Raw genomic sequence first — 13,589 nt, 5'->3', positions numbered from 1 at the left:
TAATCCATGTACAAAATGGATAAGAATAACCGGATCATCCCCTAAGGCCCCGAATCAGGTTTCTTTCATTTCCCTGCCCGATATCGTATTTTCGGACCGCGGCCATCGCCCGAGAAGCAACGACTCGATCGCCGCGGCCAGACCGAAGGAGAAGACGCTGATCACCAGGGGGAGCCCTCGCGTCGAGATCATGTCGCCGAAAAGGACCTTGCCGCCACCGATCACCATCAGGAGAATGGCCACGCTTCGCAGTTCCTTGCTGCCGCGCAGAAACGCAGCCAGCATCAGACCGATGGCCGAAAGATTGACGAGGACACTCTGGTAGCAGGTGAAGGCCCCGGGATCATCGATTCCGAGGACTTTCATTGCCAGAAAAATCACCACCCGCAGGGCAAAAAAGCCTCCGGACAGAGCCGCAAGAAGCAGGAGAATGGCGCTACGGTCCTCCGGATCAATTCCGGAAAAAAAGGCCGATTTCTCCGGGGGCGCATGGCGCCGCGCACAGCGATAATGCCAGACACCGCAAAAGACAACGACAGCCGCAGCGCCCAGGCCCATCCACGACAGCGCCGGGGCCTCGATCCTCCGCAATTCGAAAACCAGGGCGCCGCAGGCATAGATCTGCAACAGATAGGATGTCACCCTCACGCCGCCGCTCTGCCAACGTCCGCCCAGCCAGAAGATCCCGAGAGCCCCAGCAGACAACAGGGGTAGGGCCGCCAGGAGTTGACCAAATACCAGGGGGACGGCCAAGGCAAAAAGGATGGCGGCCGCCGTAGTAAAGGCATTGGTTCCCGGAGCCCCGACAAGAAAACGGGATCCGAGGGCGACGGCAAGGGCGCCCAGGAGCAAGGCGACAGCGACCCCTGCCCAACCGAGTGCCGTCTCGCTCCCCAGCCCGGCGCTAAAGACATTCCGGGTCATTAAAAAGATCGAACTCACCGCGATCGCCGGCAAAGCCACGTCGAATCGGGCCACCCGCCCCTGGGCGCCCTTGAGAATGCCCAAAAATGCCGAGCCGAGATAGACCATGGAAAAAACAGCGAGCAGCGGCAAATATCCGATCATATCCGCTGGGATCGCTGGCGACGTCTGCCGATTCAGGAAGAATTCCAACTTAATCCCCCAGACCTGGAGCACCAGCAGCGTCAGTACCAGAATGATCCAGCGCAGCCATGAACAGCGCTCGAGCCTTGTCGCAAAGGTCCCGAGCAAATTGGCTCCAAGCAGGATCAGGGATAGGCTGGCAAAATTCGGATGGGGGTAATCGATGGCCAGTGCCGACAGGGTCATTCCCAGGGTCCCGACAAAGACCGGAAGAGCAATGCGATGGAGAAAGCCGATCGCTGCAGCCCCACCTCCGGCCAGCCCGAGAATCAGGTAGGCAGGAGCCGTGGGCAGAGCATCGAAATGGGCGTGGGTTTCGACCACGACACTGCACAGAAGGAGGGTTCCGCAGACGGTGAATACCGGGGCCAGCGGACTCCCCCGGCGATAACTGTAGTCTCCGGCACCCATCAAGGCACAGGCGTACACCATTCCAAGCACGGCGCCGACCTGGCTATCCAAGAGTCCGCCATCGGTCACTGTGCGTAGAGCCAGAGCGACCACCAGCAGAAAACAGAGGGTGGCAATGCGCGGCAGCAGGGCCTTTTCACCGACCCAGGAGAGGATCTCCTCCGAAGTATCCTCCTCTTCTGCGGAGGGGAGGCGATGGGGGGGCGGGGGAGCGGCAGCCGGCCGGACTTCCCCCAAAAATGCCAGGCGTTCCTTCAGCTGGCGCACATCTTCCTCGAGCCGAGCCACGCGACCTTCCATTGAGTCACGATCTTTTGTCATGACGCCCCCATCGCCGTTAAGACAAACATGGTTCTATTGATCACCGAAGACTACCATAGGACGACCATTAATCCAGAGGAATTCCAGGGTATCTCCTTTCCATACCCATCCGTCAAGGGAAAAAACCAAAGGCATTATGTCGATTTAATCTAATTTTGTTTTGCTTCAGGATAACAGTGTTCTATACTTTTTCGAAAGAAATATTTTTCCGGGGCCGAGCCCGGATCCCATTCCCACTCCCGGCAACGGGTTGACTTCCCGATAAAAGGACCAATACTTGGACAACTACCCGGCGAAACATGCGGCTGCTATCAACAATGAAGAAAGGGGAGGTCGGTGAAAAATCACGTCTGGAGGCCACTTCTGGTGGTAATCGGGATCGTGATCCTCATTTTACTGGCGAGGATCATCTATGTACCGAAAGATTTCGGAACACAGGAACGGGGCTACATGTACAGCTATCATCGGGCGGGCAATGAGGAGGAATGGAAAAATTTTCCGGTCAAATACCGGGGAAGCGACAGTTGCCTGGAATGCCATGAAGAAAAGGGGACTGCTCTCAAGATGACACTGCACGGCTTGATCCCCTGCGAAAACTGCCACGGAGCGGCCCTCGATCACCCGGAGAACCCGGAAAAGCTGGCCATCGACCGCAGCCGGGAACTTTGCCTTCGCTGCCATGCCGAGCTCTTCATGCCGTCGAGTGGCCGGAACAGCATCCCCGGGATCGATGACGGTGAACACAATCCCGGCCTGGAATGTACCGAATGTCACAACCCCCACAACCCGAACCTGGAGGAGATGTGAAGATGAAGCGACGCGAGTTTCTGAAAACCTCGCTGATGTTCGTCTCCGGGGCCTCCGTGTCACTGGGTGCGCTGGAATTTTTCGACGTCCGCGAGGTCCTGGCCGCACACCCCGAGGTTCGCTGGGGATTTTTGGTCGACACCTACAAATGCGTCGGTTGCGGGTTCTGCGTGAAGGCGTGCAAGACGGAAAACGAAATCCCCTTCGAGGCCAACGTCACCCGCACCTGGGTGGAACGCTACGTCACCCTCAATGACGGCAGGGTTCTGGCCGACTCTCCCAAGGGGGCCCGCGACGGATTCACGACCAGCAAGATCGATCGTGCCTCGGAAGGATTCGAGGATGTTCCCCAGGATGAAATTTCCCAGGCCTTCTTCGTCCCCAAACTCTGCAACCAGTGCGACAATCCCCCTTGCGTTCAAGTCTGCCCGGTGGGCGCCACCTACCAGGCCGACGACGGGGTGGTCCTTGTCGACAGGAAGTGGTGTATAGGCTGCGGCTACTGCATCATGGGGTGCCCCTACGGAGCGCGCTTCTTTAATCCCGTTACCCACGTCGCCGACAAATGCAACTTCTGCTACCACCGCATCACCAAGGGTCTCAACACCGCCTGCGCCCAGGCCTGTCCCTTCGGCGCACGCCAGGTCGGCAACCTGAAGGACCCCGACGACCCCATCACCAAAATTCTCCTCACCCAGCGCGTCGGAATTCTCAAGGATGAGTTCGGTACCAAGCCGCAGGTCCTCTACATCGGCCTGAACAAGGAGGTGAGATAGTCATGGTGCACGGTGAGCTCTGGACAATCAAAGAACTCTTTGTTCTCCCCAACGAGTACATCTACTGGTCGATCCAAATCGTCATGTACCCCTACATGACCGGCCTGGTCGCCGGCGCCTTCGTCCTCTCCTCCCTCTACCACGTCTTCAACGTCGAGAGCCTGAAGAATATCGCCCGCTTTGCCCTGGTCTTCTCCTTCGCCCTGCTGCCGGTGGCCATGATGCCGCTGATGCTCCATCTCCAGCAGCCCCTTCGCGGGGTTCACGTCCTCATGACCCCCCATTTCACCTCGGCCATCTCGGCCTTCGGCATCGTTTTTCTCGGCTACGGCTTCATTGTGGCCGCCGAGATCTGGTTCGTCTACCGCACCTACATCGTCAGGAACATCGTCCGCCTAAGGGAAAAAGTCGACCGTTCCGCCGGGGAAACGCTGCTTCTGACGATTCACAAGATCATCGCCCTGGGAGCCTATGACCTGAGCGAGAAGGCCGTTGCCGCCGACCACAAGGCCGTTCGCCTCCTGGCGACCATCGGCATCCCTGTCGCCTGCTTTCTCCACGGCTATGCCGGATTCATCTTCGGCTCGGTCAAGGCCAACGCTCTGTGGATGACGCCGCTGATGCCGGTGATCTTCATCTGTTCCGCCATCGTTTCGGGGATCGCCCTGTGCATCCTGAGCTATGCGGTCTTTATGGAAATCCGCAAAATGATCGCCAAACGGAGTCAGCCAGGTCCCGGCCAGATCGCCGAGCTGCGCAGCATCGAGAAACACGAAGTCCATTCGACGGCGCGCTATCTACTTCTCTTCATGACCCTGGCCATCACCCTCGAACTTCTCGACGTCATTTTCCGCGGCTATACGGCGGTCAAGTCGTGGGACATCATTCGCGAGGTCATCTACAACAAGGACTTCGTGAAAATATTCATCTTCCAGTACGGAATCGGCAACGTCCTCCCTTTCATTCTCCTTCTTCTTCCGCGCCTCAGTACCCGCCGGGCCTGCCTCGCCTGCCTCCTCGTCCTCTTCGGGGTCTTCATGATGCGCTGGAACGTCGTCATCGGCGGGCAGGCGTTTTCCCTGACCTTTGCCGGGTTCATGGAATACCATATGCCGGTCATCCCCACCAGCATGGAGACCTTCAAGGAGGGGCTGACGGGAGCCGTCTCCGTAGCCATCACCCCGTTCATCCTTTTCTATTTTCTCAACAAGATCTTCCCCGCCTTCATCAGGGACGAAAAACACTGATCATTCCCCCTCCGCCAAAGCAAAGAGGCCGTACCCCGGAAGGGATACGGCCTCTTTGCTTTGGTCCGGGCATAAAGGGTCCCTGGTACTAGAAAATTTTGGAGCCGATATGGGCCAGGGCTGGCCAAGCGATGAAGACCGCAACGACAACGGCCAAAACACCGCCGTAGAGCAGAATGTTAACGACGGTGGTTGTACTCGGTGTCTCTCCGTAACGATTTCCTGCTTTCATAGATACCTTCCTTCCTATGGGGTGTGATCGATTCCCGATGCAATGGAGCCTGTCTTCATCGTGGTGGAGGGTGGTCGCCGGAGACGTTCCCAAGTATCACCCGCGATTAGTCTGATGTAATTTTACTTTTTCACAATAACAGTATTTATTTCGCTATGCAATATGAAATCCGGGCAAAAGTAGGCCCTTTTCTCCTCCCGGACAGGTAACATTTATGCTTTTTAAGTGTTAATCTCGCGATTTTTTTGCTAAAAGACTACTTTTGGATGGGGTTGCATGGCGTCATTATTGCTGGTGGCTGATCCCGCCCAAAAAATGCTGGCCGCGTGGCGATTTCCTGGACAGCCGCCCCCACCCTTTCGACGATCCTGATTTACATACCGAAACCCTATAAAACCAAATGCTGGAGGTAGCAAGATGACCCTGACCGATGTCATAAGAAGTTTCTTCAAGGGGATTGCCAGGAGCCGGGTCTCCCTGATCGGCGCCATGATCACCACCGTGGTATTCCCCTTCCTCCTCGGTTCGATCATCATCGATTTGCTCGGTATGATCGAAAACCCCTATTTCGGCTTTGCCATCTACATGATCATGGGGCCGACCTTCATCGCCGGCCTCGTCATGGTCTTTCTCGGCCTCTTTTTCTTCAAAGGCAAAGAGGAGGTTCGACTTTTCACCCTCGAGTACCTGCGCAACCACTTCACCGATCAGGTCGGCTTCAACCGCTTGCGCAAAATCATCTTCGTCGGTGTTTTTCTCACCTGCGTCAACCTCTTCATATTCGGCCTTCTCGGCTACAGCGGCTACCACTACATGGAGTCCGTCGGATTCTGCGGTCAGTTCTGCCACACCGTCATGAACCCTGAGCACACGGCCTATCAGAACTCCGCCCACTCCCGGGTTACCTGCGTCGAATGCCACATCGGCTCCGGCGCCCAGTGGTTCGTCAAGTCGAAAATCTCCGGCACCCGCCAGCTTGTGGCCGTCGCCCTCGATACCTACCCGCGGCCGATCAAGACACCGGTCCACGGTTTGCGCCCGGCCCGCGACACTTGTGAGGAGTGCCACCGCCCGGAGAAGTTCCACGGCGACAAACTGGTGGTCAAGGAAAAATTCCTCGAGGACGAAGAGAACACCCAGGTGAAGACGGTGCTGCTGATGAAAATCGGAACAGCCGGCGACCGGGCCGTGAGCTCTCACGGCATTCACTGGCACGTCGCGCCGGAAAACAGCATCACCTACCGTTCGGCGGACTACGAACGCATGACCATTCCCGAAGTCACCCTGAACAAGGCGGACGGCTCCCAGGTCGTCTACCGCACTTCTGACGCCGAGGAGCTTCTGGCCCAGGCTGAAGGGGAGGTGCGGGCCATGGACTGCATCGACTGCCACAACCGCCCGTCCCACGTCTATCTCCCCGCCGGCAAGGCAATCGACAACAAAATCCTCTCCGGAGAGATCCCGGTGAGCCTCCCCTATATCAAGAAAAAAGCGATGGAGGTGGTTGCTCCCTCCTACGCCAGTCAGGACGAAGCCAAAACCGCCATCGCCGAGGCGCTCAACAGCTGGTACCAGGAGAACTACCCGGACCTGGTCCGCGAACAGAGCAAGGATCTCGAGGATGCCATCCGCGGCGTGCAGGCTGCTTATGCAGAAAATGTCTTCCCGGAAATGAAGATCGAGTGGGGGACATACACCAGCCATATCGGCCATGATGAGGACCTCGGCTGCTTCCGGTGCCACGACGAGGAGCACCAGTCCGACTCGGGGGAAGCGATTTCCATGGACTGCGACACCTGTCACACCATCCTCGCCGAGGAGGAGGAAAATCCGGCCATCCTGAAGGAACTTCGGGGGGAATAACACCCGGACTGCTCACGGCACCGAAACGAAAAATCCCTTCGCACCTCACGGTGCGAAGGGATTTTTTTGTCGGCCGGTTTGCTCAGGTGCCCGGCGTCTTCGCTCTGCGGGGCAGGGCGATGAATACCCCCGAAGGGGCCGGTTTGAATCAATTATCGATTGTGACGACCCTTTGCGATTGACGCCCCTCCTTTCTCGTTGTTTCCAAGTCTATAACGAAAATGGAAAGGTGCAAGGGGGCGATTAAAATTGGCAGCCAAGGATTTTAATCCCCTGGCAGGAAAATTTTCAGAAACGGAGGATGGCGGCTGCCCAGGTGAAGCCGGCGCCGAAGGTGACCAGTCCGACGGTATCTCCGGACTTGATGCGCCCGCCTCGGAGGGCTTCGTCAAGGGCGATGGGAATCGAAGCCGCTGAGGTGTTGCCGTACCGTTCAACATTGACATAAACCTTCTCCGTCACCACACCAAAGCGCTTGGTGACGGCCTCGATGATCCGCATGTTGGCCTGGTGGGGAATCAGCAGGTCGAGGTCGCCGGCGGTGAGACCGGCCTCGTCCAGAGCCCGTTGCAGGGCGGTTGTCATGGACGTCACGGCGTGACGGAAGACTTCACGTCCCTCCATGCGGATGGTATGAAGCTTTTCGGCCACATTGGCGACCGTGGGGGGATTGAGGCTTCCGCACCCCGGATTGTAGAGGAGTTGGCTGAAAGCCCCGTTGCTGCCGAGGACACCGTGCACGAGGCCGCGCCGGCCATCGGAGGGGCCGAGAACGACGGCGCCTGCCCCGTCACCGAAGAGGACGCAGGTATCGCGGTCCTCCCAATTGACCATCGAAGTCAAGACCTCGCCGCCGATCACCAAAGCATGTCGGTAACCGGCGCTGGCCATCAGGGCCGCGGCGATCTGCAATCCGTAGAGAAAGCCGGAACAGGCGGCGGAAATATCGAAGGCTGCCGCATTAGTGGCGCCGAGCTGTTCCTGAACCAGGCAGGCGGTCGCCGGAAATTTCATGTCGCCGGTCACGGTGCCGAGAACGATCAAATCGATTTCGGTCGCCGCGATTCCGGCGTCTTCCAGGGCCGCCCGGGCCGCGCCCACGGCCAGCACCGAAAGGGGAACCCCCGGTTCGGCGACCCTTCGTTCCCGGATTCCGGTGCGTTCGAAGATCCAGCTGTCCGAGGTTGCAACGATCTTTTCAAGATCGGCATTGGTGAGTATTTTTTCCGGGAGGGCTCGGCCTGTCCCGAGGATCATGGCATGCGGTTTCTTGTTCATCCCTGGCTCCTGGCTGGCAAACGTAACACGTCCGGCAAGATAGCACGATTGGACCGGGTTCTCAAGATACAAGGGCCATCGCCTTGCAGGTAACTGGATTTATGTTAAAAGTCTTAGGGAAGGCAATTCACTGACAAGGAGGACAACATGGCGGACAATGGTAATAACGGCACGGTGGGGGCAATGATGCTCGTGGCCGGCGGAGTCATCGGGGCCGGTCTCGCACTTCTCTTCGCACCCCAGTCGGGGAGGCGCACCCGCAAACAGATAAGCCGTTACGGGAAAAAGGTTCGGAACGAAACAGAGGAAATGATCCGCGATACCGCCGATTCCATCACTGCGGCAGTCGATGACGTCGGCGACCGCACCTCCGAAATGCTCGAACGCGGCAGCGAGGTGGCCGAATCCTGGCGCCGCCATCTCATCGACTCTATCGAACGGGGACAAAAAAACCTCGAGCAGCAGCGGAAAAAATTGAACCAGCTCTGGGAATAAACCCTTGGCCGGCGGATAAAAGGAGGGGCGTTCCCGAGGGAGCGCCCCTCCTTTTATTCAGAGGTCTCTTCGACGCCCCCTTCCAGAGGCGACGGGGAGGACCGGACCAGAACCGCAGGATCGACAGAGCGCAGATGGAGATCGCGCTGGGGAAAGGGGATTTCGACTCCGGCTTCGCGGAAGCGGCGATCGATCTCCTGATTGAGTTCGCTGGTCACACGCAGCCGCGAGGAGATGTCGGCGATCCACACACGGAGCTCGAAATCGAGGGAACTCTCGCCAAAGCGGGTGAAGATCGGCGATGGAGGCGGGTCCTGGGTGGCGTCGGGGTGGGCATTACCAACTTCGGACAAAATGCCGAGGACCAGGGTGACGTCACTGCCGTAGGCCACACCGACGGGGATCACCACCCGCGCCATTTTGGTCGACAGGGTCCAGTTGGTCACCTTTTCCGAAATCAGCATGGAGTTGGGGACGATGATTTCGGACTGATCGAGGGTTTCAATCACCGTGGAGCGCAGCCCGATCTTGCGGACCGTCCCCCACTCCGTATCGAGAACAACCAGATCTCCCACCTTGATCGGCCTTTCGAAGAGGAGGATGATGCCGCTGACGAAGTTGTTGACGACGTCCTGCAAACCGAATCCGATGCCGATCCCCAGGGCGCCGGCGAGAAAAGCGAAGGTCTTCAGTTCGACCCCCGCAAGGCTCATTGCCAGAAGGAAACCGAGAAGCAGAAGGGCATAGTGGAGGAGCTTTTTGATGGCATCGCGCACTCCACGGTCATACCCCTTGGCGGGAAAGATGTTCGTATCGAGAAAGGCGCTCAGGAGCCAGGAAAATACCACCGAGAGGTAAAATACCAGCCCCGCCATCAGCACCATCTGTACCGAAACAAAGGTCCCGCCGAGAGTGAAACCGAGATCGAGAAGGTCCGTCCAGGCCTGGCCGACGGTGTCGTAGATCCCCCAGACTTCCAGGAGATAGAGGAGGGCATAGGCGATCACGAAGACCTGAAACGCCCCCTTGAGACGATCGGCGAACTCGCTGCCGTGACGACGGAAAAAGCGTCGTCCGCGCAGGAGCGCCAACGAAATCAGGTAGTCGATCCCCCCCCGGCCGAGGCGGATGGCCATGGCCGCGAACAAACCGAGAAAGACGCTGTTGATGGACGATTCGAAGATCCGGGCGGCCAGATTGCTGTATCCGCCGAACTGGGCGAGCAGGGAGCCTCCCAGGATCATCGCCCCGCAACGCAGGGCCAGGGTAAAACCGTCGGACTTCCCTTTGTGCGCGGCCAGGTTCCTTTTCGCCATAACCAGGAGCAGAGGGATGCCGGCCAGGCAGAGAAGAACAAGGTAGAGGCGATAAAGGGGCTGGGGGAGGGCGACGATCTTCAAGGCCAGGGAAAGGACGAACAAAAAGGCCAGAAGTCTGACCATCAGGATCTTCCGGGGATTTTTCAGCAGCCCTGAGATAAGGACAGCCGCCGAGAGAGCGGCGAAAATCCACAGAAGGAGACGCCACAGCGTGGGGGGATTGGTATAGAACGCGCTGAAGGCGGAGACGGCGACGAAGACACCCGTCGCCCAGGGATGAAGAGTGATAAATTCCCATTCCTTGCTCTCCGCGGCCTGGCGGCGCTTGACCAGGATAAAACCGACAAGAGCCAGAGCCACGACCCCCTGGAGAATCGCCACCCACCCCTGGCTGCTCAAGAAGTCGGGGCGCACGTGCTGAACCTCGGCGACGCCGTTCTTCACCGCCTTCCAGAGATCCTCCCCGTACTGGCGATAATATTCGGGGTTGCCGAAGGAGGGGGCCGTTTTCTTGAAAATCTCCTGACGGAGAATCTTGAGGTTGCCGTCGATGCGCTCCAGCAGATCGAGATTTTTTTCCTGGAGAGAGGTCACCTCCTTTTGCAGCGCCACCAGAGGGGCCGCCAGGATCGCCGTCTTTTTGAGGATCCCGTCGATTTCCCGGCGTGCTTCACGAAAGGACTCCTTTGGAATCTTGAGCTGCTGCCCCTGCAGCGACTCCTCCCACCCCGTCCAGAAATCCCACTTCCGGTTCCATTCCCGGCGAATGCCGTCCACCTCACTGATCCGCGCAGAAACAACATCAAGCAGCTTCTTTATCGCCAGCCTCTGCTCGGTGACGAGGCCGCGAAACTCAAGGAGACGGTCGACGTTCCAGCCTTCAAGGGGACCGAGGGCGGCGATTCGCTGAAACAATTCATCCTGACGTTGGCGGGCATCCTTGAGCTGAGCATCAAAGGAAGAGGTGTCGGCCACCTCGGCAATCTTGGCCGCGGCCCGACCGGCATCCTCGGTCACCATGGAGGCACGGGGGACGATCTCCGCCAGTCCTGGATAGACCGGTTCGGAAACGGGCGGTTTCGCCTCTTCGGCAGCCAAAGGACAGGCGAGGAAAAAGAAGAGCAGAACGAACAAACACAATCGCGGCATGGTCACTCCCACAGACGAACCCCGGCAGGATTTCCGGAGACAGGCGTTTTGCACCGCTGTGATTCTAGCAGGATATTGAGCCGTTGGGAATCCGCTCCTGATTTAGAAACCGGAAACCGCCATCGGACAGGTGGCGACAAGGAGGGCCTGGAGACGGCGCCATCCGGTCGCGTTCCCCTGAGGAAATTTCTGGTTGATCTCGATCTCGATCCCGAGATAGGACATTTCGTCATGACGACGACGGAGCGCGGTGACTACACTGTCGGAGGTCCCCCGATAGGGATTGTTGCACTGGACCCTGAGGCCGGGGTCCTCCCTTTGCAGGTGCTTTTGCCACTTCCGGCACAGGAGAAGTTCGGCACGGCGGCGCGGATCGTAGAGGAGTCCGATGTCCGCCCTCCGCACCGAGCCGGCGAAAACCGGCGTAAAGGTGTGGACGGAGAGATGGATCACCCTGGCTCCAGAGGCGATAGCCGCCGATACTTCGGCCTCGACGACCCGGCGGTAGGGATGATAATAATTCGCCAAAATCGATTCCCGGCGGGAAGCCGGCAGGTTGCGGGAGAACTCGGAGAAAAGGGTGCGGCTGGACGGCGAACGATTGGCATCCACAAGGAGGCGGGTCACCCCGTTGACATGGAGGGGGACCCCAAGAGACGTTGCCAGCCTCCGTGCAAAGGCCAGAGCTCCGATGTCGTAGCCGCGATGGCTCCGGAGGAGATCCCCGGCACCCGAAAACAGGCTCCGGTAGATCCTCGGGACCCGGTTGCCGCCATGTTCGCAGCTGACGAAGCAGAAATCAAACATCAGAAATCCCCCTCCCTTCTGCGAAAAAAACCCCACCGCAACAGGACAGATCGAGCAGAGCCTGGCGGGATAAGGGTTGCACGGGTGCAGCGGCTTCAGGGGTTGCCGCCTTCCTGCTTCCCATTATAACAGGGATCCCGGGCACCCTTTGCCCGTTGAAAAATCCCGACTCCCATGCTAGCGTCGACCCGGGAGGTGACACCATGACTGACATTTTCCCCCAGGGGGATCTTTTTCCCCTGATCGTGGTTCCGGCCCTGATTTTCTGCGCGAGAATCGCCGACGTGACCTTCGGAACCCTGCGCATCATCTACGTCTCCCGGGGCATGCGCTACTACGCTGCCCTGGTCGGTTTTTTCGAGATTCTCATCTGGCTCCTGGCCATCGGCCAGGTGATGCAAAACCTCAACAGCCCGGCGACCTACATCGCCTACGCCCTCGGCTTTTCCACCGGCAATTTCGTCGGCATCTCCCTCGAGCGCAAACTCGCCATGGGGAATTTGCTGGTGCGGGTCATCACCCGTCGCGAAGCCGACGATCTGGTGGGCTTTCTCAGAAATTCGGGGTACGGGGTGACCAGCGTCGATGCCCGGGGGGAAGCCGGGCCGGTCAAGTTGATCTTCACCGTGGTCAAACGCAAAAACCTTCCCGAGGTCGTCGCCACCATCAAGCGCTTCAACCCCCGAGCCTTTTACACCATCGAGGACGTCCGCTTTGTCCAGGAAGCGGCGGAAATTCCCGTCACCCGTCGCCACCTTTTTTCCGTCTTCTCCACCACCAAGCGCAAATAACACGGCGCCTCGCTGGCGGAAAAGGGGGAAGGTTCAAGGTTTTTGTGCCGCCAAAATCGACTATTCCGGGGAAGAGAGCGACCTTGGCATCCAACAGCAGGAAACCGGGCCTTCTGCTTTCCGGCGTTCCTCCCCTCCGAATCCCCCCGGATGAAAAAAATAGTTTGTTCTTTGCCGACTTGAGGTTAGACTACACAGGGATTCTGAACAGGCAGGGGAGGAAACCATGTCCACAGCGGAGACAATGGGACTGATCGACGCGCTCAATCGAACCGACTCGGTGGATGAAATCCATGCCCTCTGCGCAGAAGCCTGCACCGGCTTCGGTTTCGACCACTTCATCTACGGTGCTCGCACCCCCACCTCCCTGGTTCACCCCCACCTCTTCATCATCAGCGGCTTTCCCACCCCCTGGTGGGAGCACTACAAAGAGCAAAATTACTTTCAGATCGACCCGACGGTGGCCCACTGCGCCAGCCGCACCGTCCCCCTCATCTGGAACAGCCTGGCTCCCCGGGAAGGGGAAAATCCCGCCATGCGCCGATTCATGGACGAATCCCGCAGTTCCGGTCTCCGCAGCGGGGTGAGTCTCCCCGTCCACGGCTGGCAGGGGGAATCGGCGATGCTCTCCATGGTCTCCTCCCGGGAACCGGAGGCGATGCAGCAGGAAATCGTCGCCGCCCTCCCTGAACTGCAGCTTCTTACCGCCCATCTCCACGAGGCCGTCCGCCGGCTGGTCGAGGTTCGGGAAATCACCGCCGGACCCCAGCCCGGCCTCACGGACCGGGAGAGGGAATGCCTTTTGTGGAGCGCCGAGGGGAAGACCTCCTGGGAAACCTCGCAAATCCTCGGCATCGCCGAGCGCACCGTCATCTTCCACCTGCAGAACGCAGGGACCAAACTCAACGTCACCAATCGGCAGCAGGCCGTCGCCCGCGCCATTTCCCTGCGTCTGGTCACCCCCCAATTCGGCTGATTTCTCCATC

Annotated in this window: 12 protein-coding genes; 7 read left to right on the top strand and 5 right to left on the bottom strand. The window is 58.7% G+C overall.

The annotated features are described in order from the left end of the window. Window positions 1-54: 54 nt before the first annotated feature. Window positions 55-1,806 carry a DUF2339 domain-containing protein gene (locus DSOUD_RS01045; protein WP_198300348.1) on the bottom strand — a complete coding sequence of 584 codons (1,752 nt, stop codon included), beginning with the start codon at window positions 1,804-1,806 and terminating at the stop codon, window positions 55-57. A 399-nt stretch (window positions 1,807-2,205) separates the two neighbouring features. Here DSOUD_RS01045 and DSOUD_RS01040 point away from each other — a divergent pair, with 399 nt between their 5' ends. Genes DSOUD_RS01040 through nrfD form a run of 3 tightly spaced genes read left to right on the top strand, consistent with a single transcriptional unit; the run spans window position 2,206 to window position 4,669 of the window. Next, entirely contained in the window at window positions 2,206-2,646 is a 441-nt protein-coding gene (locus DSOUD_RS01040; protein ID WP_279330642.1) for a cytochrome c3 family protein, read from the top strand. A gap of 2 nt (window positions 2,647-2,648) precedes the next feature. Further along, on the top strand, window positions 2,649-3,422 hold the full coding sequence (locus DSOUD_RS01035) for a 4Fe-4S dicluster domain-containing protein (RefSeq protein WP_053549252.1): 774 nt from the start codon (window positions 2,649-2,651) through the stop codon (window positions 3,420-3,422). A 2-nt stretch (window positions 3,423-3,424) separates the two neighbouring features. Continuing rightward, entirely contained in the window at window positions 3,425-4,669 is a 1,245-nt protein-coding gene (nrfD, locus tag DSOUD_RS01030; RefSeq protein WP_053549251.1) for an NrfD/PsrC family molybdoenzyme membrane anchor subunit, read from the top strand. 88 nt (window positions 4,670-4,757) lie between these two features. Here the strand turns inward: nrfD and DSOUD_RS18240 are convergent, their stop codons facing one another. Further along, window positions 4,758-4,901, bottom strand: coding sequence for a hypothetical protein (locus tag DSOUD_RS18240; RefSeq protein ID WP_157671694.1), 144 nt, complete (start codon window positions 4,899-4,901; stop codon window positions 4,758-4,760). Between the two features lie 417 nt (window positions 4,902-5,318). Between DSOUD_RS18240 and DSOUD_RS01025 the strand changes: the two genes are divergently transcribed. Beyond that, window positions 5,319-6,764, top strand: coding sequence for a NapC/NirT family cytochrome c (locus tag DSOUD_RS01025; protein ID WP_053549250.1), 1,446 nt, complete (start codon window positions 5,319-5,321; stop codon window positions 6,762-6,764). Between the two features lie 288 nt (window positions 6,765-7,052). Here DSOUD_RS01025 and DSOUD_RS01020 read toward each other — a convergent pair whose 3' ends face one another. Next, window positions 7,053-8,042 (bottom strand): beta-ketoacyl-ACP synthase III, encoded by a 990-nt coding sequence (locus DSOUD_RS01020; RefSeq protein WP_053549249.1) that lies wholly within the window; start codon window positions 8,040-8,042, stop codon window positions 7,053-7,055. 147 nt (window positions 8,043-8,189) lie between these two features. Here DSOUD_RS01020 and DSOUD_RS01015 point away from each other — a divergent pair, with 147 nt between their 5' ends. Continuing rightward, the gene (locus DSOUD_RS01015; RefSeq protein ID WP_053549248.1) at window positions 8,190-8,537 is read left to right on the top strand and encodes a YtxH domain-containing protein; all 348 of its coding nucleotides are present in this window, start codon (window positions 8,190-8,192) and stop codon (window positions 8,535-8,537) included. Between the two features lie 53 nt (window positions 8,538-8,590). On the opposite strand, the gene DSOUD_RS01010 is transcribed toward DSOUD_RS01015, so the two are convergent. Together DSOUD_RS01010 and DSOUD_RS01005 are read right to left on the bottom strand one after the other, a co-directional pair. Next, window positions 8,591-11,005 (bottom strand): mechanosensitive ion channel family protein, encoded by a 2,415-nt coding sequence (locus DSOUD_RS01010; protein WP_082350992.1) that lies wholly within the window; start codon window positions 11,003-11,005, stop codon window positions 8,591-8,593. A 102-nt stretch (window positions 11,006-11,107) separates the two neighbouring features. Then, entirely contained in the window at window positions 11,108-11,812 is a 705-nt protein-coding gene (locus DSOUD_RS01005; RefSeq protein ID WP_053549246.1) for an N-formylglutamate amidohydrolase, read from the bottom strand. 203 nt (window positions 11,813-12,015) lie between these two features. Between DSOUD_RS01005 and DSOUD_RS01000 the strand changes: the two genes are divergently transcribed. Both DSOUD_RS01000 and DSOUD_RS00995 read left to right on the top strand, forming a co-directional pair. After that, window positions 12,016-12,603 (top strand): DUF2179 domain-containing protein, encoded by a 588-nt coding sequence (locus DSOUD_RS01000; RefSeq protein ID WP_053549245.1) that lies wholly within the window; start codon window positions 12,016-12,018, stop codon window positions 12,601-12,603. A gap of 226 nt (window positions 12,604-12,829) precedes the next feature. Then, window positions 12,830-13,579: a LuxR family transcriptional regulator gene (locus DSOUD_RS00995; RefSeq protein ID WP_053549244.1), complete on the top strand. Its 750-nt coding sequence runs from the start codon at window positions 12,830-12,832 to the stop codon at window positions 13,577-13,579. The last annotated feature ends 10 nt before the right edge of the window (window positions 13,580-13,589 follow it).

The organism is Desulfuromonas soudanensis (assembly GCF_001278055.1).
GTDB lineage: Bacteria > Desulfobacterota > Desulfuromonadia > Desulfuromonadales > WTL > Deferrimonas > Deferrimonas soudanensis.
Note: the sequence above shows the minus strand (reverse complement) of the source record. Positions and strands in the feature narration are given on the sequence as shown.

Coding starts and splice junctions, on each gene's coding strand:
- DSOUD_RS01035 (WP_053549252.1), top strand. CDS start 2,649: ATGAAGCGACGCGAGTTTCTGAAAACCTCGCTGATGTTCGTCTCCGGG.
- nrfD (WP_053549251.1), top strand. CDS start 3,425: ATGGTGCACGGTGAGCTCTGGACAATCAAAGAACTCTTTGTTCTCCCC.
- DSOUD_RS18240 (WP_157671694.1), bottom strand. CDS start 4,901: ATGAAAGCAGGAAATCGTTACGGAGAGACACCGAGTACAACCACCGTC.
- DSOUD_RS01025 (WP_053549250.1), top strand. CDS start 5,319: ATGACCCTGACCGATGTCATAAGAAGTTTCTTCAAGGGGATTGCCAGG.
- DSOUD_RS01020 (WP_053549249.1), bottom strand. CDS start 8,042: ATGAACAAGAAACCGCATGCCATGATCCTCGGGACAGGCCGAGCCCTC.
- DSOUD_RS01015 (WP_053549248.1), top strand. CDS start 8,190: ATGGCGGACAATGGTAATAACGGCACGGTGGGGGCAATGATGCTCGTG.
- DSOUD_RS01010 (WP_082350992.1), bottom strand. CDS start 11,005: ATGCCGCGATTGTGTTTGTTCGTTCTGCTCTTCTTTTTCCTCGCCTGT.
- DSOUD_RS01005 (WP_053549246.1), bottom strand. CDS start 11,812: ATGTTTGATTTCTGCTTCGTCAGCTGCGAACATGGCGGCAACCGGGTC.
- DSOUD_RS01000 (WP_053549245.1), top strand. CDS start 12,016: ATGACTGACATTTTCCCCCAGGGGGATCTTTTTCCCCTGATCGTGGTT.
- DSOUD_RS00995 (WP_053549244.1), top strand. CDS start 12,830: ATGTCCACAGCGGAGACAATGGGACTGATCGACGCGCTCAATCGAACC.